Genomic DNA, 25,280 nt, shown 5'->3' on the forward strand with positions numbered 1-25,280 from the left:
AACGCTTTTTATTTGGGTGCAACCGTTGAAAACAAAAGTCTTGATAAACTATTGGATTTGTCAGGTTGTAATTTGATTAATTTGAACTAACAGGAACAGTTTTTTCTGTTTTTACTGAAGTTGTACGCCCAACGATAACTTGGTTGTATTGATTAATCAACGTGTTAACTTCATGGATGGTGTTCCCGCCCCATGATGTTGGTTGTACTACTGAAAAAGCAGACAGATATTTGCAAAGATCATAGTAAATTGAAACCATTTCGTTGCGTTTGCTTTTAAAAGTCCCAGGGTAATTGTTGGTAAACTCCTGAGTGTATCTGTGATAAGTGTCACTGAATGTTTGATTGACTTTTTTTAGTTCGATGACCCACTGGCCCAAATTCAGTGTGCCGATGGCTGATGTCAATTCAGGTTTTGTTTCCCAATCCGAAATAATATTGCTGATTATAGCAGTTTCCGACTGATAAGTCTCTCTCGTGATATCTGAACCATACAGTTTGATGTTGTTCTGTAGCAAAGTAGCAGCATAGCTGTAAGTAGGGTCGAAATGGCAAGTGTAAGCGTTAATGATGCCAAATATTCCCATAATGTTTTTGTTTCTGGACCAATCCAATTCTTCTAACTCTGGAGTGATAGGGCTTGGTGTTGTGTTTTTAAACATTGTTTCCATTTCAGAGATTTTTCTGATCATGGCGTCATGCTGTATTTGTAGGCTGTGAACGGTAAGGCTGCTGTTAGCAACGATAGAAGTGAAATCTTTGCAGAATTGGATGAATTCAGCGTTTCTCAAACTGTTAAGTGTGATAGAATTTATCATGTCGATGTTTTTTTTAAAATTTTGTTTTGTTTTGTTTTTTAAAATTTCGGAAAAGTCCGTATTGTCTTTATAAGATTTCCTTTTTTCAGAAATGTATGTTTCTACTGTCGTGAAACTATTCTGAATTCTTATGACCGGTTGGGCGGTGAGTGACAGGTTTTCATAATAATTTGTTTTTGGTTGTGTTGTGATATGTGTAAACTTATAAAAAAATATTTTCACTTTTTCATTTTTATTTAAAGAAAAGTTAAAAATCTGTCAATGTGTTATAAAAAATCGACAAAGCGTAATTTTTTTCCATAAATTACAGTAATATCTTGCATATTTTTTCTAGAGATGTAATTTAGATGAAGTTTGAGAAGGTTTTAAGGAGACTAAATTATTTTGAAGGGCAAATTCCTTTTAATTTGTTTTGGGAATGACAAAAAATAATGTGATGTAGGCTTGTTGCAGTTTGATTATGTTTATAATTTGATACTTCTAAATCTGATTTTGATAATAGATTTGGGATGGGAACTTAAAAAAGATGCTCATTAGGGCATCTTTTTATTTTTCGTTATGAAGATTTTTTGTTAAAATTTTCTTAATGAAAAATATTTCTAAATCATTATTTTCAGCCAATTACCAAAAAAAAGTATCTTCGCGCTACTAAAAATAAATTTAACTATGAAAAAATTACTTTTATCTCTGATCGCAGTGATTATGCTTGTTCCGGCAAGTGTAAAAGCCGACGAAGGAATGTGGTTTTTGATGTTCATCGAGCGTTTGAACCACCGAGATATGCAAAAAATGGGATTGCAGCTTACAGCTGAAGAAATCTACAGTATTAACCACCACAGTTTAAAAGACGCTATTGTTCAGTTTAACGGAGGGTGTACGGCTGAGATCATTTCTAAAGACGGATTAGTATTAACTAACCACCACTGTGGATACGATGCGATCGCTGAATTGTCTACAGCAGAAAAAAATCACCTTAAAAATGGTTTTTGGGCAAACTCAAGAGCTGAAGAATTAAAACCATCAAGTTTATACGTTCGTTTCTTCGTACGTATGGATGACTGTTCAAAGAGAATTTTGTCAGTTGTAAACGATCAAATGACAGAAGCTGAGCGTGAAAAAGCAATCAACGCTGAAATCGCTAAAATCGAAAAAGAAAACAACGAAGGCGGAAAATATACTGTTTCTGTTCGTTCTTTCTTTCAAGGAAACGAGTTCTACTACTTCGTTTACCAAGATTATAAAGACGTTCGTTTAGTAGGTACACCACCAGAGAGCTTAGGTAAATTTGGTGGAGATACTGACAACTGGGAGTGGCCTCGCCACACTGCAGATTTCTCAATGTTCCGTGTTTATGGAGATGCTAACGGAAATCCTGCAGACTATTCTCAAAAGAATGTGCCGATTAAACCTAAACATTATTTGCCGGTAAACATCGGAGGTGTTAAAGAAAACGATTTCGCAATGATTTTAGGATATCCTGGTAGAACTAACCGTTGGATGCCTGCTGCAGGAATCGAACAAAACGTAAAATATGCTTATCCTGCTTGGGTAGAAGGTTCTAAAACCGGTATGGATAACATGAAAAAATACATGGATCAGAGTGATGCTTTGAACTTGGTATATGCTTCTAAATATGCAGGTGTGGCAAACTACTGGAAAAACCGTCAGGGAATGATCGACGCGTTAACAAAATTCGGTACAGCTAAAACTAAAGCAGCTCAGGAAGCGAAATTCAACAAATGGGCTAACAAGCCTGAAAACAAAGCGAAATACGGAAACGTAGTAGCTACTATCAACAACTATTACAAGTTGACAAACGAAAAGTCACGTCATGACAACTATTTAATGACGCTTTTCAGAACAAGTGCTTACGCGACAATTTCAAGAGGTTTAGGAAAACAGTTGGAAAACTATGCTAAAGCTGATGCTGCTAAGCGCGCTCAAATGGCTCCGGCTATCCTTGAAATGACTGACGAAATGTTCAAAGAGGCTCACATACCTGCTGAAAAAGATATCATGGCTGCACAATTGAAATTGTATGCTACGAAATCAACAGGATATGCAATTGCTCCGGCTGTGGCTGAATTAGGAAAAGCAAACAACAACGATTTCTCTAAATACGTTAATGCTGCTTTCGATTTGAGTATCTTGTCTTCTAAAGACAGAATCAAAGCGTTCTTGGATGCACCGAGCGAAGGTTTGATCACAAACGATCCATTGATGAAATTGTCCAATGATTTGATGACGCACTACAACACTAAATCTGACGAAGTTGCAAAAGCACAAAACGATTTCGGTGCGGCTTTCCGTAAATTGGTAGAAGGTTTACGTGAGTCTAAAATCGGAACTATCAAATATCCGGATGCAAACTCAACATTGCGTTTAACTTACGGAAAAGTTCGCTCTTTACCTGCAGACAAACGTAATGATGCTAAAGTTAACAACTATACAACTTTAGATGGTCAGGTTAAAAAATACAAAAAAGGTGACAAAGAGTTTGACTTGCCTGGAAAAGTATTGGAAATGAACAAAAACAAAGATTTCGGTCGTTATGCTGACAAAGACGGTTCATTGCATGTGAACTTTTTAACTGACAACGATATCACAGGCGGTAACTCAGGTTCTCCGGTATTAAACGGAAAAGGTGAGTTGATCGGTCTTGCTTTCGACGGTAACATCGAAGCTATGGCAGGTGACGTAATCTTCGATACGAAATTACAAAGAACAATCAACTGTGACATTCGTTACGTATTGTGGGTAATTGAGAACTTCTCAGGTGCTAAACACATCGTAGATGAAATGACAATCATAAAATAATACTCCTTAACAGAGGATTGAGAATCCGGATGCAGCAATGTATCCGGATTTTTTTTGGAGCTGATGGTTCGGGCTTTTTTGGTTTCCCTGTTCCCGCTTCCCGATAGCTATCGGGACGTTTATCTTTTATTCCGTGTTACTTCATAAAAGAATGTCACTGCTATCGGGGCTAATGAGGGAAGGTCTTTTGTGTCTGGAAAGTTTAATTGGAAAACTCCTGTTCAGGCTGGTAATCAAACGGAAGTATTTCTCCCATTTTCTTCCATCCCATATAACCGAAACTTCCTAGATGATCCACTTCAGCATATGTTCCGTCCGCATAAATTTCAATTGGTGTGTCTTCCATTAATTTTAACTGTGAGGTCTGAAACTCGCTTTCTGCCCGATGATAGTATTCGGTATATTTGTTTTCCTCTTTTGCTCTTCGGAATATTACAGATAAAAAATCGGTAAAATAAAAATACTTTTTACCTTCTCTTTCAAATACCAGCTGATGCACTTTTTGGTATTCTTTATCATATGTGACTTTGTGTTTTAACGGTATTTGTGGAATCTTTCCGGTTCGTCTGAAATTATCCATCATCTTGATGATACTGTCCTGTGAAGGGTAGTCCGGATTTAGTTCCCTTGTAAATTTAGTTACAGAAAATCCCTCATTTTCCATGACGCCATTGTAGAGACTTCGGATGAAGTGCATGGTAGATCCTTTATAGCATTTTAAACGGCTTTTGGTCACTTCTTTTGTGTCCAGCTTTTTTTCGGCAACGATGTCCTTAAAAAAGGGATATCCAAAAAAAGTAGTGAGTTTCTGGTTGTGTTCTTCCTTAAGCGCCCTGCTCTCAAAATACGCCAATTCATAAGAGATGAAATAACCAGTTTTTTCATTGATCATTAGAATAGGGGCATCCGCCGTTACTATCAAAAGAGTATTTTCTTTGTTCATGTCAAACTGCAGTACCTCCGGATTCAGGATTTTTGTTTTCTCCGCTATCTTTCCCAACCCAATAAATTCCCGGTTGAAAATTTCCATATACTTTTTTCTTTGCTTGGCGCTGATTTTCTTAATCACCACTTCCTTTAGATTGTTAACGGTGGGGCTTAGGTAAATGACATTTGCCCTGTCTGTAGCAGTAAAAGAACTCGCCGGAACAATCACGCTTTCATAACCCACATAACTGATTAAAACCTGTGTTTGTCCTTCTATTAATGTAAACGAGAACAGCCCTTTTTCATCCGTTGCTCCGCCATTTGTAGTCTGCGGAGCAAAAATAGAAGCGCCATGTAAAGGTTCTTTGGTGTCTTTATCTCTTACAATACCTGAAATTTTGGTTTGGGCCAATAAATTCAATTGAAACAAAATAAATAGCAATAGGAATTGGTACTGTCGCTTCATAATGGATTCTGTTCAGAATAAGAGAGTGAATTGCAAATATAAAAAATAAACTAATTTTGATTTCATTTTCCTATTTTTGAAACATGAGGCAATTTCTTTTTGTGTTATTTTTTCCGATGCTCGTCTGTGCTCAATCCGATTTCGATAAAGGCAAAACGCTTTTCGAAGAGAAGAAGTACACTTTGGCGAAACTCCTTTTTGAAAATTATGCACGACAAAAAGGCTCAGACCCCAAAACTACAGAATATTTGGGTGATATTGCCGCGCATCAGGGACGATGGGATGTATCTGTTGGATACTACAAAAAATTAAAAACACAGTTCCCCAAAAATGCCAATTATCATTATAAATTCGGAGGCGCTTTGGGAATGAAAGCCAAGGAATCCAATAAGTTTAAAGCATTTGGGATGATTGACGAGATTGAAAGTGCTTTCGAAACCGCTGCCCGATTGGACTCAAAGCATATCGATACCCGATGGGCATTGGTGGTCTTTTATATTGAATTGCCAGGAATTGTTGGGGGCAGCGAAACTAAGGCGCAGAAGTATGCTGGTGAATTGATGCAGCTTTCCAAAGTGGATGGGTATTTGGCTAAAGGGTATATTGACGTTTATTTCAAACGATACAATAAGGCAGAAATCAATCTGAAAAAGGCACATGAAATTGGTCATTCCAAAATCACTTTTGAAAAACTATATGACTTATATTTGAATAAATTAAAAGATGTTGAAAAAGCTAAAAAACTTAAAGCGGGTGTCAACACGTAAATAACATATAATTAAGCAAATGCGTACACATTTTATTGCCATAGGCGGTGCGGCAATGCACAATTTAGCCTTAGCGTTACATAGCAAAGGATATCAGGTAACCGGAAGCGATGATGCGATTTTCGAGCCTTCAAAGTCAAGATTGGAAAAGAAAGGATTATTGCCTGCAGAAATGGGTTGGTTTCCTGAAAAAATAACTTCGGATATTGAAGCAATTATTCTTGGGATGCACGCCAAAGCCGATAACCCCGAGTTGTTGAAGGCGCAGGAATTAGGCCTGAAAATTTATTCATATCCAGAATTTTTATACGAGCAATCGAAAAATAAAACGAGAGTTGTAATCGGAGGTTCTCACGGTAAAACAACAATTACTTCAATGATCCTGCATGTTATGCATTATCACGGAATCAATGTGGATTATATGGTAGGGGCACAATTGGAAGGATTTGATACCATGGTGCATTTGACCGAAGAAAACGATTTTATCGTATTGGAAGGGGATGAGTACTTGTCTTCTCCGATGGACCGCCGACCAAAATTCCATCTGTACCAGCCGAATATCGCTTTGATTAGCGGAATTGCGTGGGATCATATTAACGTGTTTCCGACGTATGAAAACTATGTGGAACAGTTTGAAATCTTCATCCAAAAAATTACAAACGGCGGTATTTTGGTATACAATGAAAACGATCCGGAAGTGAAACGCGTAGCGGAAGCTGCGACGAACCCAATCCGTAAAATTGCGTACCAAACACCGGAATATTCGGTAGAAAATGGCGTGACGCTTTTAGAAACTCCTGAAGGGCCAATGCCGATTGAAGTTTTTGGTGCACACAACCTGAATAATTTAGCAGGAGCCAAATGGATCTGCCAGAACATGGGCGTTGATGAAGCCGATTTCTACGAGGCAATTGCCAGTTTTAAAGGGGCTTCCAAACGTTTGGAAAAAATCGCTGAAAGCAAAACGAAAGTCGCTTACAAGGATTTTGCACATTCGCCAAGTAAAGTAGCTGCAACAACAAAAGCGGTGAAAGAACAATATCCGAACCGAACCCTAGTGGCTTGTTTGGAATTACATACCTACAGCAGTTTGAACGCCGAGTTCTTAAAAGAGTATGAAGGGGCATTGAACCATGCGGATGTAGCAGTGGTATTCTATTCGCCTGATGCGGTGAAAATAAAACAATTGGAAGAGGTTACATATGATCAGATTGCACAGGCTTTCAGACGCAATGATTTGATTATTTATACCAATCCGGAAGAATTCAAGAACTTCTTATTCAATCGCGATTTAGAGGATTCAGCTTTGTTATTGATGAGTTCCGGAAATTACGGCGGATTGAATTTTGATGATGTGAAGGGGTTAATCAATTAGTTGAAATATTTATAATGCCCAACGTTTTATAGGAAAACAAATAGTCCTCTAAGACCTGTCCGGCACCCACATTATGAACAATCATCGGGCGTTTTCCGTCCGGTGATTTTTTGTTTGGGGCAATATGGCGAAAGAAAAATTTGTTGTTTCTTTGTGTTGTGAGAAATAACTTAAAAAATATACGCCATGGAACAAACAACATTCGCCATCAAATACTGGGCTGAAGACGATAAACCAAGAGAAAAACTTATGCTAAAAGGAAAAGCGGTTCTAACCGATGCGGAATTAATTGCCATTCTGATTGGCTCTGGAAGTCGTAATGAGAGTGCTGTTCAGCTTTCCAAGCGCATTTTAGCTTCGGTAGACAATAATCTAAACGTACTTGGAAAATTATCTGTAAAACAACTGATGAATTTCAAAGGTATTGGCGAAGCAAAAGCGATATCGATTGTAGCTGCCGCTGAATTAGGTCGCAGACGGAAATCCGAAGAAAGTCTTGAATTATCCAAAATCACCTCAAGTAAAGCAGTTTTCGAAATCATGCAACCCATTATCGGCGAATTGCAACACGAAGAATTCTGGGTTTTGTTTCTGAATAATTCCAATAAAGTAATTTACAAAACGCAAATCAGTAAAGGCGGCATCACAGGAACGGTTGTAGATACCCGCATAATTTACAAAACGGCTTTAGAGCACAATGCTACTTCTGTCATCTTGGTTCACAATCATCCTTCGGGGACGTTAATAGCCAGCGAAGCCGATAAACAGATTACCCGAAAATTAAAAGAAGCCGGCAAGCACATCGATATTTTAGTATTGGATCATGTTATTGTTACTGAGAAAAGCTATTTCAGTTTTGCCGATGACGGGATTTTATAGATTTAAGGTTCTTTAATATTTTATTCGCTTCCAATTTTATAAATTGCGCTGGAATCGGATTTGGATTCCGAATACGAAAAAACCGAAATGATAAGTACAAAAAGAATCACATTTTCATACGGTAAATCCATGATGTTTGCTTTTCCCGATATTGTTTGCAATGAAGGGGAAACTTTGCTTGTAACAGGAAACTCTGGTGTTGGTAAAACCACATTGCTCCATCTTCTGGGAGGTTTATTACGTCCCGAATCGGGAGAGATTGTCATTGATAACACTGTGATTAACTCTTTTTCCGAACGTAAATTGGATCATTTTCGTGGACAAAATATAGGGTTAGTTTTGCAGCAATCTCATTTTATAGAAGCATTTACCGTTTTGGAAAACGTAGCTTTAGCGTCATGGCTGGCTACAGGAAAGCAAAAAATGGAAAAGGCAAAACAGCTTTTGGAACACTTGGATTTAGGTAATCATCTGCACAAATTGCCATCGCAGCTCAGTGTCGGGCAGCAGCAACGTGTTTCTATTGCCAGGGCTTTAATCAACGAACCGAAATTATTATTGGCTGACGAGCCGACTTCAAGTCTGGACGACGAAAATGCCTTCAAAGTAGCTGATTTGCTTGAGCAATTAGCGAAAGAATTCAAAACCGCTTTGGTAATCGTAACCCATGATTCACGATTAAAGGAACGATTCTCCAACCAAATTTCATTGTCATGATCGGAAAGCTAGCATGGAGAAATACGTGGTTTAAACCATTAAGTACAGTTTTGAGCATCATTTTGCTGATGTCGAGCGTTGCCATTATTACGGTTTTGATCTTACTTCAAAAACAATTCGAAGAACAATTTTCCAGTAATGCCGATGATATTGATCTGGTGTTAGGTGCCCAAGGTAGTCCGTTGCAATTAATTTTGTCTTCCGTATATCAGATGGATGCTCCAACGGGAAATATAGATTATACTGAGGCAAAAACCTGGATGCAGAACCCGTTCGTGAAATCAGCGATTCCTTTGGCGTATGGTGATAATTATTTAGGTTTTAAGATTTTAGGAACGACACCCGATTATCTGGCTAAGTTTGGCGGAAAGGTCGAAAAAGGCAAAATGTTCGCAAATACATTTGAAGTGGTTATTGGAAGTGAAATTGCGGATAAGTTGCAATTGAAAGTAGGTGATACTTTTTTTGGTTCTCACGGGGATGCCAAAGAAGGCGAAAAACACGAGGAAGCTGCTTATAAGGTGGTGGGGATCGCATCGAAAACCGGAAAAGTGGTCGATAATCTGATTCTTTCCAATGTCAAAAGTGTCTGGGCAATGCATGATGTACACGACCATGAGGAAGGTGAAGCAAATCACGAAGCAGCGCTCAATTCTGAAGAAGGAAAGGAAATTACAGCCGTTCTGATTAAATTCCGAAATAAGATGGGAATTGTCCTTTGGCCGAGACTGATTGCACAAAACACCAAAATGCAGGCTGCTTCCCCGGCTATTGAAATCAACCGTCTGTTTACACTTTTCGGGATTGGTTTGGAAGCATTACAATATTTAGCATATGGGATTATGCTTATTTCCGGTATAAGTATTTTCATTGCCTTGTTCAATACGCTGAAAGAGCGAAAATATGAGTTTGCTTTGCTGCGTATTCAGGGAGCATCCCGTTTTCAGCTTTTGCAGGCTATCATTATTGAAAGTCTTGTTTTGTGCGTTATTGGATTTGTCTTTGGAACAATTCTTGGTAGGGTAGCATTGCTATTTATTTCCAAATCATCGGATGAGGAATTTAAAATTGCATTCAATCCGTTGGAGTTTGTTTGGGATAAGGAGGGGGTTTTATTATTAGTAACTATATTTGTCGGACTTTTGGCAGCCATTATTCCTGCAATAAAGGCGTACCGACTCAATATTTCAAAAACATTGTCAAATGCGTAAACCATATATATTAGTAACCGTTTTAGTAACAGCACTTCTTGTTTTGGAAACTTTTTATGATTCGAAGGGAAAAACTCCGGAAACCAATAATGCTAAGTTAGAGAAAGCTGGTTTTGTTTCTTTTTCCAGTGATAATGCATTTATGCAGAAAAATCCTGATACGTTAACGTGGAAGTTACTAGGTGAAATCAAGTTTCTGAAAAAACAGGACAAAGTTTACGGAGAAGTACAGTTTCCAGTAATTAATACGAAACTGAAACAGACACAAAAGAAACGAATCGTAATGAGCGGTTTTATTGTTCCGATTGATAATAAAAGTTATGCGTTGAGCAAAAATGTTTTCGCTTCTTGTTTTTTCTGTGGAAAATCAGGGCCGGAAACGATAATGGGAATTAAATTTAGAGGAGGAAATCCAAAACTGAGAACGGATCAATACGTAACCCTTGAAGGGACTTTTCGTTACAACGATTCGAATGTGGATGATTGGATTTACCATATCGAAGACGCGGTGATTGTCAAGGGGAAATAAGATAGTCATAGTGGCAGTATTCAGTTGTTGAAATTGAATGTTGCATAGTAATGAACCTGAATAATGAAATTGAAATTAAACTATGCGATTTACAAATAAGACCGACATTTTTTTTGATTTAGACCATACGCTTTGGGATTTTGAGCGTAATTCGGCACTGACATTTAAAAAGGTTTTTGCCGAGAACAGTATTGCTGTGGATGTAGAAGCTTTTCTTGAGTATTATGTTCCGGTAAATATGAAATATTGGGCATTGTACCGTGATGATAAAATCGATCATGTGACTCTTCGTTTTATGCGCCTTAAAGAAGTATTCGATTTGGTTGCTTTTGAAATCAATGATGAGGATATTAATTTGATTTCCGAAGAATATATCAAATACCTTCCTATGTTTAACCATTTGTTTGATGGTGCCCTCGATGTTTTGGAGTATTTAAAGCCGAAGTACAATTTGCATATCATAACTAACGGATTTCAGGAAGTACAAAATGGAAAACTGAGAAATGCTAAAATTGAGCATTATTTTGATACGGTGACCAATTCGGAAATGGCCGGAGTGAAAAAACCTCACCCAGGAATCTTTGAATATGCTCTGGAGTTGGCTAAAGCCAAAAAACACACAAGTCTGATGATAGGGGACAGCTTGGAAGCGGATATGGAAGGCGCTAAAAATATAGGTATTGATGCTTTGTTTTTTAATGAAGCCCGGACTGAGCTACAACATGATTTTCCTCAGATTTATCATCTTTCAGAATTAAAAAATATATTGTAAGAATGAAAAAAATAACTTTACTAATTGCCTTATTGTTTACATCGTTTGCTTTTTCGCAAGATGTAAGTGATTATAAATACATCATAGTTCCCAAAAAGTTCAGTTTCTTAAAAGAAGCCAACATGTATAATCTTAATGCATTAACTAAAACGGTCTTCGAAAACCAAGGTTATGAGGTTTATTATGATGGCGATGTTTTTCCACAGGAATTGGCAGAAAACCGCTGCAGGGCTCTTTTTGCTGATATGCTTGAGAATAATACTTTGCTTTCAACAAAAATTAAGATTGAGCTTAAAGATTGCAGAAACCAGGTAGTGTATGTTTCGGAAGAAGGGGTTAGCCGAGAAAAAGATTATGCAAAAGGATATGTACAGGCATTTCGGACGGTGGGAAAATCTCTTGAAATTTTAAAAAGTAAGCCAAATCAGGATGTTGTAAAAATGCCTGTAAAAACGAGTGAAGTCATTCAACCGACAGTGGTAAGTGCGCAACTTTTTGCACAGCCTATTCTGAACGGATTCCAATTGGTGGATTCCTCTCCAAAAGTGGTGATGAAACTTTTGAAAACTTCGAAAAGTAATTTTTATATCGGACAGAAAGAAAATCAGCAAGGCGTTGTTTTTAATTCCAATAACCAATGGGTTTTTGAATACTACCAAAACGACAAACTGGTTTCTGAGAAGTTAGAAATTAAGTTTTAAGGGAAGTATTTCAATATCCGTATTTCTCGTTCCAGCGATTTTTTAAAAACTGACGCAGTTCGCGTTCGCGAGCATTATTTCCCGGTTCGTAAAAAGTGGTGTTGGAAAGTGCTTCCGGTAAAAATTCCTGTTCCGCAAAATTATTGGGAAAATCATGTGAATATTTGTATTCATCTCCATAGCCCAATTCCTTCATCAGTTTGGTAGGTGCATTGCGTAGATGCAGCGGAACAGGTAAATCTCCCGTTTGCTTTACCATTTGTTGTGCATTCCCAATTGCCATGTAACTCGCATTGCTTTTTGCTGAAGTCGCCAGATAGACGGCACACTGACTCAGGATAATTCTGCTTTCCGGATAGCCAATGGTGGTTACCGCTTGGAAAGTGTTGTTGGCCATAATCAACGCAGTTGGATTAGCGTTTCCGATATCTTCCGAGGCTAGGATCAGCATTCTTCGGGCAATGAATTTCACATCTTCTCCACCTTCAATCATTCGAGCCAACCAATAAACCGCTCCGTTTGGATCGCTTCCGCGTATGGATTTTATAAATGCTGATACAATATCATAGTGCTGCTCACCGGTTTTGTCATACAGTACCGTATTTTTCTGCACTAACTGCATTACTTTTTCGTTGGTGATTTCAATCGAATCCGAATCGGAGGCATTCACTATCAGTTCGAAAATATTGAGAAGTTTTCGCCCATCACCACCCGAAAGCCGTAATAATGCCTCGGTTTCTTTGAGCTTAATGTCTTTTGTTTTTAGGATAACGTCGGTTTCCATAGCTCGATGCAATAAGGCTTCCAAATCTTCTTTTGAAAAGGCATTTAGAATATAGACCTGACATCTTGACAATAAAGCGGGAATCACTTCGAAACTCGGGTTTTCAGTAGTGGCACCGATTAACGTAACCCATCCTTTTTCTACCGCGGCCAGTAAGGAATCCTGTTGTGATTTGCTGAAGCGGTGGATCTCATCAATAAACAAAATCGGATTTTTGGCAGTGAATAATCCGCCGCTCTGTTTGGCTTTGTCAATCACATCGCGAATATCTTTAACGCCCGAATTGATGGCGCTTAAAGTGTAAAATGGCCGTTTGCTTTCCTCTGCCATTATCTGCGCCAATGTGGTTTTGCCTGTTCCCGGAGGTCCCCATAAAATCAGGGACGGAATGATCCCGCGGGCAATCTGATGGGTCAGCGAACCTTGTTCACCCACTAAATGCGACTGACTGATGTATTCCGATAAATTCTTCGGACGAATGCGCTCGGCTAAAGGTGCTTCCATTTTTTAATTTGAAAATGCGATAATTTGAAGATTTGAAAATGTAAAAATGAATTTTAATCGATCATTTAGGCAATGGAACAAATTTAGCTATATTAAACCGGTTTTTAAATAATTTTCAAATTATCTCATTTTCTAATCTTCAAATTGACTATGACAAAACTTCATTAAATTGCTTTTGGATTTGTTTTTGATAATCTTTCCGCAAATTCCACTTATGAAAGAATCTGATTTTAAATTTTCCGCATCTGTGATTGCTTGGCCCTTTTTGTTTTTATTGGCCATATGGGTGGTTTTTTGGTTTGAAATCCGTTTCAAGATGAGTTTGTATGACTTCGGGATTTACCCACGCTCGCTATCGGGACTGAAGGGAATCGTTTTTAGCCCGTTTCTGCATGGCGATTTACAGCATTTGTATAATAATTCAATTCCGATTTTCCTGCTGGTGATGGCCTTACGTTATTTTTACCGCGAACAGAGCCTTCAGGTTTTGATTTGGGGGATTTTAATGTCGGGATTCGGAACGTGGCTGATAGGGAGGGAGAGTATTCATATTGGTGCCAGCGGACTGATTTATGTGCTCGTCAGCTTTATGTTCTTCAAGGGAGTTCAGTCAGGTTACTATCGATTGGTGGCTTTATCGCTAACGATAGTGGTTCTGTACGGCGGAATGGTTTGGTATCTTTTTCCTTCTCCTGAGGAAAATATTTCGTGGGAAGGACATATGGCGGGATTTATCTCGGGATTTTTATTGTCATATTTCATTAAAACTCAGGATTATCAGAAACCGATAAAGTACGATTGGGAGCGGCCGGATTTTGACCCAAGCCTTGATCCTTTCATGAAGCATTTTGATGAGAACGGAAATTTTATGCCTACACCAAAACCAGATCCTGTCGAGGAACAATATTCCTATTTTATATCGAATTTGCCTGTGATTTATTTTTGGAAGGAATCGAATGAGTCAAAAGATGAAGTTTCAGGTCATGATGTTGCTGATAAAGAACATCATCAATAATAAAAACAAAGTGTAAAAAATCCTTCAAAGGTGTATATTTGGTTTTTAATCATTACGACTATGCAGCCTTTACTACTTCTACATGGAGCACTGGGTTCTCAAGCCCAGTTCGAAGCCTTAAAAACAAAGCTATCTGACCGTTACCAAGTCTACACTCTTGATTTTATTGGTCATGGCAATTCTCCGATGAATGATCATGAAGCGTTGAGCATTTCTTCTTTTGCTCAACAGGTGCTTGCTTTTTTGGAGGAACACAAGCTTAGTAACGTAGCTATTTTTGGATACAGTATGGGTGGTTATGTGGCTTTGTATCTGGCGAAACATTATCCGGATATGGTTGGTAAAATATTTACGCTGGCTACTAAGTTTGACTGGAATCCAGAAAGCAGTAAAAAAGAAGCGGCTATGTTGGATTGGGAGAAAATGGAGCAGAAGGTGCCTAAATTTATCCAGCATTTACAAGTAATACATCAGGTTGATAAAGCTCCGAAATTAGTTAAAGAAACGGCTGAAATGATGCTGGCTATGGGGCAGCAGCCACCTCTTACACTGGCTGAAGTAGGTAGTTTGGAGCAACCTATCCTTTTTTCTGTGGGAGATAAAGATGCTATGGTGAGTTTTGATGAAACGTTGGCGCTATATAAGTCAAAAACGAATAACCAGTTATGGGTTGTGCCTGATACGGTACATGCTTTTGAGAAAGTAAATCAGGATAAGCTGTCGCGAGAAATCGAATACTTTTTTAATTAAGCGGTTTGTCCTGCCGTGCACTCTGTGGTGAAACAAGTTGTAATGATAGACTGAAATTAAAGTTTTGTCCGGCTTTGTAGTAATAATTTCCTTCCAAATCAGAAAATGGTAACCCAACTAGCCCCGATGGAGCCGGTAGCTTCCCGACGCAAGGAGGGAACTAAAGGTAAGAGCGGGAACGACGACCACAAAAAAGCCCGAAACATTCGCTCCGGGCTTTCTCAATTATTTTTATCTCATGTTAGCTTCTTTGACGGATGGTTTCGTATAAAAACGCCCCACAAGCTACAGATACATTTAGTGATCCGATTGAGCCGAACATAGGTAGTTTTGCTTTTTCGTCCACGATTTTTAAAACCGACGGATTCACGCCGCGGTCTTCGCTTCCCATGATAATTGCAACAGGCTCGCTAAAGTCGATATCGTAAATGTTTTGCTCTGTTTTTTCGGTAGCAGCCACTGTCTTGATTCCGGAACCCTGAAGGTAGAAAATCGCATCTTTAATGTGATCTACTTTGCAGATAGGGACGTTGAATACTGCGCCGGCAGAGGTTTTAACCGTATCGCCGTTTACAGGGGCTGAACCTTGTTTCTGGACTATGATTCCGTCTACACCTGTACATTCGGCAGTTCTGATGATAGCTCCGAAATTACGGGTATCTGACAACTGATCTAAAATCAGGAACAATGGTTTTTTGCCGCTTTCGATTACGTTCTCTACCATAGTTTCCAATGATACAAACGAAATAGGAGCGATGGTTGCCACGGCGCCCTGATGGTTATTTGAAGTTAATCGGTTTAGTTTTTCTACAGGAACATAAGAGAAATTGATGTTGTTTTTTTTCATCGTTTTCATCAAATCCTGCATCAAATCGCCTTGTGCGTCTTTTTGAATAAAAACTTTGTCAACTTCTTTTCCTGCGTTGATCGCCTCTATGATGGCTCTGATTCCGAATATTAGGTTTTCTTTTTCCATGGGGCAAAGATAGTATATTAGATTTTTAGATTGTTGGAATTTTAGATTTTTAGATTGTTGAGTTATCTGAATATCATATTTCTTCTAATATTTTAAGTAGTCTAAAAATCGAATGGTCTCTTTTAAAAAACGCTTTTGAAACTAAGATGGACAAGGGAGTTGGAAAGTTTTATGGCCTGATCGCCTGTGGTTCCGTTGGCGTAGATTAAATTGAATAAGCCGTTTTTGGTTAGGAGTCCGAAGCCAAACCCGAGTCCGAGCAGGTTTTCTTTAATGTTGGATGTTTTATCCTGGAAAATGCCGTAATCTGTAATGGAATGTACATATAAGCCGGGTGTCAACACATAACGGTATTCGGTGATGAAAGCCGTGTAGAGGTTGGCTTGAAGACTGTTTTCGCTAAATCCGCGAATGGAATTGATTCCTCCGAAACGGTACAGTTCGTTGCTGAGATAGGTATCGCTTTGAAGATAAAAACTCTGGTTTTTGACAAAAATGAGATTTTTTTTATTCAGGTAGAAATTATAATGCGCGTTGAGTTGCGTAAAATACTGGCTGTTGGTTGCTGTTTCGGACGAGCGTCTCCCGGTTCCGAATTTTACGTTGATATTTGCGGTTTCCCGAAACATAAAATCATCCGGATCGATATCGGAGAACAGGTAGGATGCAGTCCAGAACGAGTTGGAAAAACTGCTTATAGTGCCGGAAGTTGTTTTTTGGATATCTACCGATTCGGCCGATTGATAGCCGAGGTACACTCTGGAATTATAATTGAAGAAGTAGCCTAAATCGATGTCGGTTGTCGTGTTTTGGAAAAGGCTGTCTTGTTTGAATATTTTCAGATTGGCTTTAATGCCCAGCGGACTTTTGAAAATATACGGAATTTCCGTTCCGATGTTGAATGTGGTTTGTTTCTTTCCGTCGCCTTTCCAGTATAGGTTGAACTTTTCACCTGAGTTTAAAGCGTTGTTTAAAAGCAGGTCGAGATAACCGTTAAAGCGCACCCCTGAATTTTCTTCGTTGGCAAAGCCGATGAAACCATCGAAACGATTCGCTTTAGTTTTTTCGAGATATACATAGACTTTCGTGCTGTCTTTGGTGAATAGGATTTCGGGATATTTGATTTGTGTTACAAAAGGGAGCGATTTAAAATCGTTGTTTAGTTTTTTTAAGGTTTCCTGACTGAAAGGTTGTTTTCTGTATTGTTTGGTCAGATTTCTTCGGATGCCTTCCGGGAATTTGTCGTAGCCTACAATTACGATGTCGTTCAGGTTTCGTTTCTTTTCTGTTTTGATTTGCAATACAGCGGAAAGTTGGTTGCCTGTTTTTTTATGATTGGTTAGTTGTAGTTCGCTTAGCGAGTAGCCTTTTTGTTCCAATTTGGCCAGATTGGAATTCATGAAGTTTTCGATTTCGGAAATAGGAAGGGTTATGGTGTCGGATTGGAACTCTAGCAATTTTTTTTCTTCTTCTGAAAGTGTACCTATATATATATGTATGCGTGAGGTTTGTTTTCCGACGGAATAGAAAAATACGAAGGAACTGTCGTTTACTTTTTTCTGATTCAGTAATTGACTTTCTAAATATCCTTTTTTGAGTAGTGTAGCAGACAGATTGCTGGTTTCGTCAAGAATGGATTTAGTGTTTTCGTGCAGTTTTTTGTAGCCGATGCTGTCGATGATTTTGTTTTCTTCGGTTGAAATCCCTTCGATTTTCAGGTGCAGATTTTGTGCTTTTAAGGAAAAGCCGCATAAAATCAGAAATATAAAAAGAAGAAGTCGTTTCAAGTGAAAATGTTTTGGTAAAAATAACGTAAAAAATGGATTTTGGGTATGGGATTTTGCTTTGATCCATAATTGTATTGAAAATTAAATATTTAAGGTTTGTTTTCTAAAAATTAATCCCTACATTTGCAGCCCCGAAAAGTGTCGGGAATTTAAAAACAAGAAATTTTTAGTATTTAATTATGCCAACAATTCAACAATTAGTAAGAACAGGAAGAACTCAGATCACTAAGAAGAGTAAATCGGTTGCTTTAGATTCTTGTCCTCAAAGAAGAGGGGTTTGTACGCGTGTTTACACTACTACACCAAAAAAACCAAACTCGGCAATGCGTAAAGTTGCGCGTGTACGTTTGACTAATGGTAATGAAGTGAATGCTTACATCCCAGGAGAAGGACACAATCTACAAGAGCACTCGATAGTATTAGTGCGAGGCGGAAGGGTAAAAGATTTACCAGGTGTTAGATATCATATCGTTCGTGGAGCGCTTGATACGTCAGGTGTTGCGGGAAGAACGCAAAGAAGATCTAAGTACGGTGCTAAACGCCCTAAAGAAGCTAAAAAGTAATTTAAAAACTTTTAAGAAAAAGACATGAGAAAAAGACAGGCCAAAAAAAGACCTCTTTTACCAGATCCAAGATTTAATGATCAATTGGTAACGCGTTTTGTAAACAACTTAATGTGGGACGGTAAAAAATCAACAGCTTTCAAAGTATTTTATGATGCAATTGATATCGTAGAATCTAAAAAGCAAGATGCTGAGAAATCATCATTAGAAATCTGGAAAGATGCATTAACGAATGTTATGCCTCACGTAGAAGTTCGTTCACGTCGTGTGGGTGGAGCTACTTTCCAAATTCCTATGCAAATTCGTCCAGACAGAAAAATCTCTATGGCGATGAAATGGATGATTCTTTATGCAAGAAGAAGAAATGAAAAATCAATGGCAGGCAAATTAGCGTCTGAAATCTTGGCTGCGGCTAAAGAAGAAGGTGCTGCTGTTAAGAAAAGAATGGATACTCACAAAATGGCAGAAGCTAACAAAGCATTCTCTCACTTTAGATTTTAATTCATAAGAAATGGCTAGAGATTTAAAATACACAAGAAATATCGGGATTGCGGCTCACATTGATGCTGGTAAAACAACAACAACTGAGCGTATCTTGTTTTATACTGGAAAGTCACACAAAATTGGTGAAGTGCACGAAGGTGCTGCAACAATGGACTGGATGGCACAAGAGCAGGAAAGAGGTATTACCATTACTTCTGCTGCTACAACGTGTGAATGGAATTTCCCAACTGAGCAAGGTAAGGTATTACCTGAATCAAAACCTTATCACTTTAATATTATTGATACTCCAGGACACGTTGACTTTACTGTAGAGGTAAACCGTTCGTTACGTGTATTGGATGGATTGGTTTTCTTGTTTAGTGCTGTTGATGGTGTTGAGCCTCAATCAGAAACTAACTGGAGACTTGCAGATCAATATAGAGTGCCACGTATGGGATTCGTAAACAAAATGGACCGTCAGGGTTCTAACTTCTTGAATGTATGTCAGCAAGTTAGAGACATGTTAAAGTCTAATGCAGTTGCGATTACATTACCAATCGGTGAAGAAAGTGATTTTAAAGGAGTAGTGGATTTAGTGAAAAATCAAGCTATCGTATGGCATGATGAAACACAAGGAGCTACTTTTGATATTGTTGACATCCCTGCTGATATGGTAGCGGAAGTTAAAGAATTCCGTTCTGCATTAATCGAAGCGGTTGCTGAGTATGATGAGAACCTTCTTGATAAGTATATGGAGGATGAGAACTCTATTACTGAAGAAGAAATCAACAATGCATTACGTGCTGCTACAATCGACATGGCAATCATTCCAATGATTTGTGGTTCTTCTTTCAAAAACAAAGGAGTTCAGTTCATGTTAGATGCAGTTTGTAAATATTTACCATCTCCTTTGGATAAAGAAGGTATTCAAGGTATTCACCCTGATGATGCTGATTTATTAGAAGAAGATCAAACTAAAATCTTACGTCGTCCGGATGTAAAAGAGCCTTTCGCGGCTTTAGCATTTAAAATTGCTACTGACCCTTATGTTGGTCGTTTAGCTTTCTTCCGTGCTTACTCAGGTCGTTTAGATGCTGGTTCTTATGTTTTGAACACACGTTCAGGAAACAAAGAGCGTATCTCTCGTATTTACCAAATGCATGCTAACAAACAAAATCCAATCGAATATATTGAGGCTGGAGATATTGGAGCTGCTGTAGGATTTAAGGATATCAAGACTGGAGATACAATGTGTGATGAAAAACACCCAATCATACTTGAGTCAATGAAATTCCCTGATCCGGTAATCGGTATCGCGATTGAGCCTAAAACAAAAGCTGACGTAGATAAAATGGGTATGGCTTTAGCTAAATTAGCAGAAGAAGATCCTACGTTTACGGTTAGAACTGATGAGGCTTCAGGTCAAACGATTATCTCTGGTATGGGTGAGCTTCACTTGGATATCTTGGTGGATCGTATGAAACGTGAATTCAAAGTTGAAGTGAACCAAGGTGAGCCTCAAGTTGAGTACAAAGAAGCTTTCACTAAATCGGCACAACACAGAGAGACTTATAAAAAACAATCTGGAGGTCGTGGTAAATTTGGTGATATCGTATTTAGAATCGAACCTGCTGATATGGTAGATGGTAAGCCATTTGTTGGATTACAGTTTGTTAATGAGGTAAAAGGTGGTAACGTTCCTAAAGAATATATCCCTGCGGTTGAAAAAGGTTTCCGTGAAGCTATGAAGCAAGGGCCTTTAGCAGGATACGCTGTAGACAGTTTAAAAGTTACTTTGTTGGATGGATCTTTCCACCCGGTGGATTCCGATGCGCTTTCTTTCGAGTTGGCTGCTAAAATGGGATACAAAGAATCTGGAAAAGCTGCTGGAGCTGTTATTCTTGAGCCAATCATGAAAATCGAAGTTATTACTCCAGAAGAAAACATGGGTGATATCGTAGGTGACTTGAACCGTCGTAGAGGTCAGGTGAATGATATGGGTGACAGAGCTGGTGCTAAAACGATCAAAGCTGATGTGCCATTATCTGAAATGTTCGGTTATGTAACTACATTAAGAACATTGTCATCAGGTAGAGCAACTTCAACAATGGAGTTTTCACACTATGCTGAAACGCCTTCTAATATTTCAGAAGCAGTTATCAAAAAAGCAAAAGGAAACGCTTAATTCTAAAGAAAATGAGTCAAAAAATCAGAATAAAATTAAAATCATACGATCATATGTTGGTTGATAAATCAGCAGAAAAAATCGTAAAAACTGTAAAAAGTACAGGAGCTGTTGTAACTGGTCCTATTCCGTTGCCAACTCACAAAAAGATTTTCACTGTATTGCGTTCTCCGCACGTAAACAAAAAATCTAGAGAGCAGTTTGAGGTAAGTTCATACAAAAGATTATTAGATATCTACTCTTCCTCTTCAAAAACTATCGACGCTCTAATGAAGTTAGAGTTGCCAAGTGGTGTTGAAGTAGAGATCAAAGTATAAGTACCGCATTTAAAAGTATTTAAGCATTAAGTTTTGTAATTCAAAACTTAATGCTTACTTTTGCGCACTCTAAAAACAAAAAGTTTTAATAAATAATTAATAATTAGTTTTATATGTCTGGGTTAATTGGAAAAAAAATCGGCATGACTAGTATCTTCGATGAGAACGGGAAAAACATTCCTTGTACTGTAATTGAGGCTGGTCCGTGTGTCGTTACCCAAGTCAGAACCAATGAGGTTGACGGGTATGAAGCGTTGCAACTTGGTTTCGATGACAAAACAGAAAAACATGCTACAAAAGCTGACTTAGGTCACTTTAAAAAAGCAGGTACTTCTGCAAAAAAGAAAGTCGTTGAATTCCAGGATTTCGTAACGGAGCATAAATTAGGTGATGTTATCACTGTTGAAGTTTTTGCTGAAGGGGAATTTGTAGATGTACAAGGTGTGTCTAAAGGTAAAGGTTTCCAAGGGGTTGTTAAACGTCACGGTTTTGGTGGGGTTGGACAAGCTACTCATGGTCAGCACAACCGTTTAAGAGCGCCAGGTTCTGTTGGAGCATCGTCTTATCCATCAAGAGTATTCAAGGGAATGCGTATGGCGGGAAGAACAGGAGGAGAAAATGTAACAGTTCAAAACCTTAGAGTTTTAAAAGTAGTGGCTGATAAGAACCTACTTGTAGTTAAAGGAGCGATTCCTGGACACAAAAACTCTTACGTAATCATTCAGAAGTAATGGAAGTAAAAGTATTAGATATCAACGGAAAAGATACAGGTCGTAAAGTGCAACTTGCTGACTCTGTATTCGCAATTGAGCCTAATAATCATGCTGTATATCTTGATGTTAAGCAATACTTAGCAAATCAAAGACAAGGTACTCACAAAGCTAAAGAAAGAGCTGAAGTAACCGGAAGTACACGTAAGATTAAAAAACAAAAAGGTACGGGTACAGCTCGTGCTGGATCTGTAAAGAATCCTTTGTTTAAAGGTGGAGGTACAGTTTTTGGTCCAAGACCGAGAAGCTATTCTTTCAAATTGAATAAAGCTTTAAAAAGATTAGCTCGTAAATCAGCTTTCTCTTTAAAAGTAAAAGAATCAAATTTAGTAGTTCTTGAAGACTTCAATTTTGAAACTCCAAACACTAAAAATTTCATTAACGTATTGAAAGCTTTAGGGTTAGAAAACAAAAAATCTTTATTCGTGTTGGGTGAATCAAATAAAAATGTATATTTGTCGGCACGCAATTTAAAAGCTTCTAACGTTGTAACTTCTTCAGAATTAAGCACTTATGCGATTTTAAACGCAAACAGTTTAGTGCTTTTAGAAGGTTCAGTAGAAGGAATTGTAGAAAATTTAAGCAAATAATAGGGCTATGAGTATCATAATTAAACCTATCATTACTGAAAAAATCACCAAAGAGGGAGAAACTTTCAACCGCTTTGGTTTTGTTGTTGACAAAAGAGCAAACAAAATCCAGATCAAAAATGCTGTTGAAGCTGCTTTTGGTGTGAATGTAGTTGCTGTGAACACAATGAATTACAGAGCTGATAGATCGGTTAAATACACTAAGAGTGGTTTAATCAGTGGAAAGACTAGTGCTTACAAAAAAGCAGTAGTTCAAGTACAAGAAGGAGAAACAATAGATTTTTATACTAATATCTAATAGAAAATGTCAGTTAGAAAATTAAAACCTATTACCCCGGGTCAGCGTTTTAGAGTTGTGAATAGCTTTGACACTATTACAACTGATAAGCCGGAGCGTTCTTTGATCGCACCGAAAAAAAACTCTGGAGGTAGAAATAGTCAAGGAAAGATGACCATGCGCTACACAGGTGGTGGTCACAAACAAAAGTACCGTGTTGTTGATTTTAAAAGAACTAAAGTAGGAGTTCCTGCTACAGTGAAAACAATCGAGTACGATCCAAACCGTTCAGCATTTATTTCGTTATTGCACTATGCAGATGGTGCTAAAACGTATATCATCGCTCAGAATGGATTACAAGTAGGACAAACTGTAGTTTCTGGTCCTGAATCAGCTCCGGAAATTGGTAATACTTTACCTTTAAGCAAAATTCCTCTAGGTACTGTTATTTCTTGTATCGAATTAAGACCAGGTCAAGGAGCTGTAATCGCTCGTTCGGCTGGAACTTTCGCTCAGTTAATGGCAAGAGACGGAAAATATGCTACAATCAAAATGCCTTCAGGAGAGACAAGATTGATCTTGTTGACTTGTTCAGCAACAATTGGAGCAGTTTCTAACTCAGACCATCAGTTGGTTGTATCAGGTAAGGCTGGTAGATCAAGATGGTTAGGTAGAAGACCGAGAACTAGACCGGTAGCAATGAACCCTGTTGATCACCCAATGGGAGGTGGTGAAGGACGTTCTTCTGGAGGTCACCCACGTTCAAGAAAAGGTTTACCTGCTAAAGGCTATAGAACTCGTTCTAAAGTTAACCCGAGTAATAAGTATATCGTAGAACGTAGAAAGAAATAATAAGTAGATATGGCACGTTCATTAAAAAAAGGACCTTTCGTACACTTTAAATTAGAGAAGAAAGTTCAGGAAAATATCGAAAAAGGTAACAAAGGAGTTGTTAAGACTTGGTCTAGGGCTTCAATGATTACTCCAGATTTCGTTGGACAGACTATCGCAGTACACAATGGTCGTCAATTTGTACCAGTTTACGTTACAGAAAACATGGTAGGTCATAAATTAGGAGAGTTTTCACCAACAAGATCTTTTAGAGGTCATGCCGGTGCAAAAAATAAAGGTAAAAAATAAGAAGCTATGGGAGTTCGTAAAAGAGAAACAGCTGATGCAAGAAAAGAGGCTAATAAGTCTATTGCTTTTGCAAAATTGAATAACTGCCCTACTTCACCTAGAAAAATGCGCTTAGTTGCAGACTTGGTAAGAGGTCAGAAAGTTGAAAACGCTTTAAATATCTTAAGATTCAGTTCTAAAGAAGCTTCTCGTAAATTAGAGAAATTGTTGTTATCAGCTATCGCCAACTGGCAAGCTAAAAACGCAGATGCTAATATGGAGGAAGCAGGTTTATTCGTAAAAACGATCACAGTAGATGGTGGTATGATGTTGAAAAGACTTCGTCCAGCTCCACAAGGTCGTGCTCACAGAATCAGAAAACGCTCTAACCACGTTACAATCGTGATTGGAGATATTAATAACACACAAAGCAATTAATAAGCAGTATGGGACAAAAGACAAATCCAATCGGAAATCGCCTTGGGATCATCAGAGGATGGGACTCAAACTGGTACGGTGGAAATGACTACGGTGATAAATTAGCAGAAGATGCTAAAATCCGTAAGTATATCCATGCTCGTTTATCAAAAGCTAGTGTATCTAAAGTAATCATCGAGAGAACTTTAAAACTTGTAACCGTTACTATCACTACTGCTAGACCTGGTATCATTATCGGAAAAGGTGGTCAAGAGGTAGACAAGTTGAAAGAGGAGCTTAAGAAAATTACTGACAAAGAGGTTCAAATCAACATCTTTGAAATCAAAAGACCTGAACTTGATGCTTATTTAGTAGCTACAAGTATCGCTCGTCAGATTGAAAGTCGTATTTCTTACAGACGTGCAATCAAAATGGCTATTGCTGCCGCTATGCGTATGAACGCTGAAGGTATCAAAGTTATGATTTCTGGTCGTTTGAACGGTGCTGAAATGGCACGTTCAGAAATGTTCAAAGAAGGACGTATTCCTCTATCAACTTTCAGAGCTGACATCGATTACTCACTAGGTGAAGCTCATACTACTTATGGTAGAATGGGTATCAAAGTGTGGATCATGAAAGGTGAAGTTTACGGAAAAAGAGATCTTTCTCCGTTAGTAGGTATGGACAAAAAACAGTCTAAACCTTCAGGATCTTCTGGTGCTTCTAAAGGAAGTGGTAAACCAAACCAACGCAAAAGAAAGTAAT

General features: G+C 38.2%; 27 protein-coding genes. 22 read left to right on the forward strand and 5 right to left on the reverse strand.

The annotated features are described in order from the left end of the window. Nucleotides 1–76: 76 nt before the first annotated feature. Nucleotides 77–817 (reverse strand): DUF6261 family protein, encoded by a 741-nt coding sequence (locus FEDK69T_RS09940; protein WP_131494722.1) that lies wholly within the window; start codon nt 815–817, stop codon nt 77–79. 666 nt (nt 818–1,483) lie between these two features. On the opposite strand from FEDK69T_RS09940, the gene FEDK69T_RS09945 reads away from it, so the two are divergent. After that, nucleotides 1,484–3,634: a S46 family peptidase gene (locus FEDK69T_RS09945; RefSeq protein WP_023574037.1), complete on the forward strand. Its 2,151-nt coding sequence runs from the start codon at nt 1,484–1,486 to the stop codon at nt 3,632–3,634. A gap of 202 nt (nt 3,635–3,836) precedes the next feature. On the opposite strand, the gene FEDK69T_RS09950 is transcribed toward FEDK69T_RS09945, so the two are convergent. Then, on the reverse strand, nt 3,837–5,027 hold the full coding sequence (locus FEDK69T_RS09950; RefSeq protein ID WP_023574038.1) for a carboxypeptidase-like regulatory domain-containing protein: 1,191 nt from the start codon (nt 5,025–5,027) through the stop codon (nt 3,837–3,839). 83 nt (nt 5,028–5,110) lie between these two features. On the opposite strand from FEDK69T_RS09950, the gene FEDK69T_RS09955 reads away from it, so the two are divergent. The 8 genes from FEDK69T_RS09955 to FEDK69T_RS09990 all read left to right on the forward strand — a co-directional run bounded on the left by FEDK69T_RS09955 (nt 5,111) and on the right by FEDK69T_RS09990 (nt 11,978). Then, complete coding sequence (locus FEDK69T_RS09955) at nt 5,111–5,794, forward strand: tetratricopeptide repeat protein (protein ID WP_035629554.1); 684 nt, start codon at nt 5,111–5,113, stop codon at nt 5,792–5,794. A gap of 19 nt (nt 5,795–5,813) precedes the next feature. Further along, entirely contained in the window at nt 5,814–7,169 is a 1,356-nt protein-coding gene (locus FEDK69T_RS09960; protein WP_023574040.1) for a UDP-N-acetylmuramate--L-alanine ligase, read from the forward strand. A 186-nt stretch (nt 7,170–7,355) separates the two neighbouring features. Continuing rightward, nucleotides 7,356–8,048 carry a RadC family protein gene (radC, locus tag FEDK69T_RS09965; RefSeq protein WP_023574041.1) on the forward strand — a complete coding sequence of 231 codons (693 nt, stop codon included), beginning with the start codon at nt 7,356–7,358 and terminating at the stop codon, nt 8,046–8,048. An 87-nt stretch (nt 8,049–8,135) separates the two neighbouring features. Continuing rightward, complete coding sequence (locus FEDK69T_RS09970; RefSeq protein ID WP_035629725.1) at nt 8,136–8,765, forward strand: ABC transporter ATP-binding protein; 630 nt, start codon at nt 8,136–8,138, stop codon at nt 8,763–8,765. Next, nucleotides 8,762–9,976, forward strand: a complete 1,215-nt coding sequence (locus tag FEDK69T_RS09975; protein WP_035629557.1) for an ABC transporter permease — start codon at nt 8,762–8,764, stop codon at nt 9,974–9,976. Before FEDK69T_RS09970 ends, FEDK69T_RS09975 begins: the two co-directional genes overlap by 4 nt. Further along, a complete protein-coding gene (locus FEDK69T_RS09980) occupies nt 9,969–10,505 on the forward strand; it encodes a hypothetical protein (RefSeq protein WP_240473153.1) in 537 nt (178 codons plus the stop codon). Before FEDK69T_RS09975 ends, FEDK69T_RS09980 begins: the two co-directional genes overlap by 8 nt. A gap of 82 nt (nt 10,506–10,587) precedes the next feature. Beyond that, a complete protein-coding gene (locus FEDK69T_RS09985) occupies nt 10,588–11,277 on the forward strand; it encodes a YjjG family noncanonical pyrimidine nucleotidase (RefSeq protein ID WP_023574046.1) in 690 nt (229 codons plus the stop codon). 2 nt (nt 11,278–11,279) lie between these two features. Continuing rightward, nucleotides 11,280–11,978, forward strand: coding sequence for a hypothetical protein (locus FEDK69T_RS09990; protein WP_023574047.1), 699 nt, complete (start codon nt 11,280–11,282; stop codon nt 11,976–11,978). 10 nt (nt 11,979–11,988) lie between these two features. Here the strand turns inward: FEDK69T_RS09990 and FEDK69T_RS09995 are convergent, their stop codons facing one another. Next, entirely contained in the window at nt 11,989–13,266 is a 1,278-nt protein-coding gene (locus FEDK69T_RS09995; RefSeq protein ID WP_023574048.1) for a replication-associated recombination protein A, read from the reverse strand. Nucleotides 13,267–13,480: 214 nt separating this feature from the next. On the opposite strand from FEDK69T_RS09995, the gene FEDK69T_RS10000 reads away from it, so the two are divergent. Continuing rightward, entirely contained in the window at nt 13,481–14,281 is an 801-nt protein-coding gene (locus FEDK69T_RS10000) for a rhomboid family intramembrane serine protease (protein WP_035629560.1), read from the forward strand. 60 nt (nt 14,282–14,341) lie between these two features. Next, nucleotides 14,342–15,031 carry an alpha/beta fold hydrolase gene (locus FEDK69T_RS10005; protein ID WP_035629563.1) on the forward strand — a complete coding sequence of 230 codons (690 nt, stop codon included), beginning with the start codon at nt 14,342–14,344 and terminating at the stop codon, nt 15,029–15,031. 241 nt (nt 15,032–15,272) lie between these two features. Here the strand turns inward: FEDK69T_RS10005 and rlmB are convergent, their stop codons facing one another. Continuing rightward, a complete protein-coding gene (gene rlmB / locus FEDK69T_RS10010; RefSeq protein ID WP_023574052.1) occupies nt 15,273–16,007 on the reverse strand; it encodes a 23S rRNA (guanosine(2251)-2'-O)-methyltransferase RlmB in 735 nt (244 codons plus the stop codon). A 122-nt stretch (nt 16,008–16,129) separates the two neighbouring features. Further along, nucleotides 16,130–17,794 carry a BamA/TamA family outer membrane protein gene (locus FEDK69T_RS10015; RefSeq protein WP_023574053.1) on the reverse strand — a complete coding sequence of 555 codons (1,665 nt, stop codon included), beginning with the start codon at nt 17,792–17,794 and terminating at the stop codon, nt 16,130–16,132. A gap of 179 nt (nt 17,795–17,973) precedes the next feature. Here FEDK69T_RS10015 and rpsL point away from each other — a divergent pair, with 179 nt between their 5' ends. The 11 genes from rpsL to rpsC all read left to right on the forward strand — a co-directional run bounded on the left by rpsL (nt 17,974) and on the right by rpsC (nt 25,279). Then, entirely contained in the window at nt 17,974–18,357 is a 384-nt protein-coding gene (gene rpsL, locus FEDK69T_RS10020) for a 30S ribosomal protein S12 (RefSeq protein WP_007136570.1), read from the forward strand. A gap of 24 nt (nt 18,358–18,381) precedes the next feature. Beyond that, on the forward strand, nt 18,382–18,858 hold the full coding sequence (rpsG, locus tag FEDK69T_RS10025) for a 30S ribosomal protein S7 (protein ID WP_023574055.1): 477 nt from the start codon (nt 18,382–18,384) through the stop codon (nt 18,856–18,858). Nucleotides 18,859–18,868: 10 nt separating this feature from the next. After that, nucleotides 18,869–21,025, forward strand: a complete 2,157-nt coding sequence (gene fusA, locus FEDK69T_RS10030; protein ID WP_023574056.1) for an elongation factor G — start codon at nt 18,869–18,871, stop codon at nt 21,023–21,025. A gap of 11 nt (nt 21,026–21,036) precedes the next feature. Then, nucleotides 21,037–21,342, forward strand: a complete 306-nt coding sequence (rpsJ, locus tag FEDK69T_RS10035; RefSeq protein WP_023579610.1) for a 30S ribosomal protein S10 — start codon at nt 21,037–21,039, stop codon at nt 21,340–21,342. A gap of 113 nt (nt 21,343–21,455) precedes the next feature. Continuing rightward, on the forward strand, nt 21,456–22,073 hold the full coding sequence (rplC, locus tag FEDK69T_RS10040; protein WP_035629567.1) for a 50S ribosomal protein L3: 618 nt from the start codon (nt 21,456–21,458) through the stop codon (nt 22,071–22,073). Next, on the forward strand, nt 22,073–22,702 hold the full coding sequence (gene rplD / locus FEDK69T_RS10045) for a 50S ribosomal protein L4 (RefSeq protein ID WP_035629569.1): 630 nt from the start codon (nt 22,073–22,075) through the stop codon (nt 22,700–22,702). Before rplC ends, rplD begins: the two co-directional genes overlap by 1 nt. Before the next feature lie 7 nt (nt 22,703–22,709). Next, a complete protein-coding gene (rplW, locus tag FEDK69T_RS10050; RefSeq protein WP_023574059.1) occupies nt 22,710–23,000 on the forward strand; it encodes a 50S ribosomal protein L23 in 291 nt (96 codons plus the stop codon). A 6-nt stretch (nt 23,001–23,006) separates the two neighbouring features. Continuing rightward, nucleotides 23,007–23,831 carry a 50S ribosomal protein L2 gene (gene rplB, locus FEDK69T_RS10055; protein ID WP_023574060.1) on the forward strand — a complete coding sequence of 275 codons (825 nt, stop codon included), beginning with the start codon at nt 23,007–23,009 and terminating at the stop codon, nt 23,829–23,831. A gap of 9 nt (nt 23,832–23,840) precedes the next feature. After that, a complete protein-coding gene (rpsS, locus tag FEDK69T_RS10060; protein ID WP_023570340.1) occupies nt 23,841–24,119 on the forward strand; it encodes a 30S ribosomal protein S19 in 279 nt (92 codons plus the stop codon). A gap of 6 nt (nt 24,120–24,125) precedes the next feature. Continuing rightward, nucleotides 24,126–24,536, forward strand: coding sequence for a 50S ribosomal protein L22 (gene rplV, locus FEDK69T_RS10065; protein WP_023574061.1), 411 nt, complete (start codon nt 24,126–24,128; stop codon nt 24,534–24,536). A gap of 8 nt (nt 24,537–24,544) precedes the next feature. Continuing rightward, nucleotides 24,545–25,279 (forward strand): 30S ribosomal protein S3, encoded by a 735-nt coding sequence (gene rpsC, locus FEDK69T_RS10070; RefSeq protein ID WP_023574062.1) that lies wholly within the window; start codon nt 24,545–24,547, stop codon nt 25,277–25,279. Nucleotide 25,280 lies beyond the last annotated feature (1 nt).

Origin of the sequence: Flavobacterium enshiense DK69, from assembly GCF_000498495.1 — a bacterium.
In the GTDB taxonomy this organism is placed as follows: Bacteria; Bacteroidota; Bacteroidia; order Flavobacteriales; family Flavobacteriaceae; genus Flavobacterium; species Flavobacterium enshiense.

Coding starts and splice junctions, on each gene's coding strand:
- FEDK69T_RS09955 (WP_035629554.1), top strand. CDS start 5,111: ATGAGGCAATTTCTTTTTGTGTTATTTTTTCCGATGCTCGTCTGTGCT.
- fusA (WP_023574056.1), top strand. CDS start 18,869: ATGGCTAGAGATTTAAAATACACAAGAAATATCGGGATTGCGGCTCAC.
- rplD (WP_035629569.1), top strand. CDS start 22,073: ATGGAAGTAAAAGTATTAGATATCAACGGAAAAGATACAGGTCGTAAA.
- rpsS (WP_023570340.1), top strand. CDS start 23,841: ATGGCACGTTCATTAAAAAAAGGACCTTTCGTACACTTTAAATTAGAG.
- FEDK69T_RS09990 (WP_023574047.1), top strand. CDS start 11,280: ATGAAAAAAATAACTTTACTAATTGCCTTATTGTTTACATCGTTTGCT.
- rplV (WP_023574061.1), top strand. CDS start 24,126: ATGGGAGTTCGTAAAAGAGAAACAGCTGATGCAAGAAAAGAGGCTAAT.
- rpsL (WP_007136570.1), top strand. CDS start 17,974: ATGCCAACAATTCAACAATTAGTAAGAACAGGAAGAACTCAGATCACT.
- FEDK69T_RS09985 (WP_023574046.1), top strand. CDS start 10,588: ATGCGATTTACAAATAAGACCGACATTTTTTTTGATTTAGACCATACG.
- rplB (WP_023574060.1), top strand. CDS start 23,007: ATGTCAGTTAGAAAATTAAAACCTATTACCCCGGGTCAGCGTTTTAGA.
- FEDK69T_RS09970 (WP_035629725.1), top strand. CDS start 8,136: ATGATAAGTACAAAAAGAATCACATTTTCATACGGTAAATCCATGATG.
- FEDK69T_RS09945 (WP_023574037.1), top strand. CDS start 1,484: ATGAAAAAATTACTTTTATCTCTGATCGCAGTGATTATGCTTGTTCCG.
- FEDK69T_RS09960 (WP_023574040.1), top strand. CDS start 5,814: ATGCGTACACATTTTATTGCCATAGGCGGTGCGGCAATGCACAATTTA.
- FEDK69T_RS10005 (WP_035629563.1), top strand. CDS start 14,342: ATGCAGCCTTTACTACTTCTACATGGAGCACTGGGTTCTCAAGCCCAG.
- rpsJ (WP_023579610.1), top strand. CDS start 21,037: ATGAGTCAAAAAATCAGAATAAAATTAAAATCATACGATCATATGTTG.
- radC (WP_023574041.1), top strand. CDS start 7,356: ATGGAACAAACAACATTCGCCATCAAATACTGGGCTGAAGACGATAAA.
- FEDK69T_RS09980 (WP_240473153.1), top strand. CDS start 9,969: ATGCGTAAACCATATATATTAGTAACCGTTTTAGTAACAGCACTTCTT.
- FEDK69T_RS09995 (WP_023574048.1), bottom strand. CDS start 13,266: ATGGAAGCACCTTTAGCCGAGCGCATTCGTCCGAAGAATTTATCGGAA.
- rlmB (WP_023574052.1), bottom strand. CDS start 16,007: ATGGAAAAAGAAAACCTAATATTCGGAATCAGAGCCATCATAGAGGCG.
- FEDK69T_RS09940 (WP_131494722.1), bottom strand. CDS start 817: ATGATAAATTCTATCACACTTAACAGTTTGAGAAACGCTGAATTCATC.
- rplW (WP_023574059.1), top strand. CDS start 22,710: ATGAGTATCATAATTAAACCTATCATTACTGAAAAAATCACCAAAGAG.
- FEDK69T_RS09975 (WP_035629557.1), top strand. CDS start 8,762: ATGATCGGAAAGCTAGCATGGAGAAATACGTGGTTTAAACCATTAAGT.
- FEDK69T_RS09950 (WP_023574038.1), bottom strand. CDS start 5,027: ATGAAGCGACAGTACCAATTCCTATTGCTATTTATTTTGTTTCAATTG.
- rplC (WP_035629567.1), top strand. CDS start 21,456: ATGTCTGGGTTAATTGGAAAAAAAATCGGCATGACTAGTATCTTCGAT.
- rpsG (WP_023574055.1), top strand. CDS start 18,382: ATGAGAAAAAGACAGGCCAAAAAAAGACCTCTTTTACCAGATCCAAGA.
- FEDK69T_RS10000 (WP_035629560.1), top strand. CDS start 13,481: ATGAAAGAATCTGATTTTAAATTTTCCGCATCTGTGATTGCTTGGCCC.
- rpsC (WP_023574062.1), top strand. CDS start 24,545: ATGGGACAAAAGACAAATCCAATCGGAAATCGCCTTGGGATCATCAGA.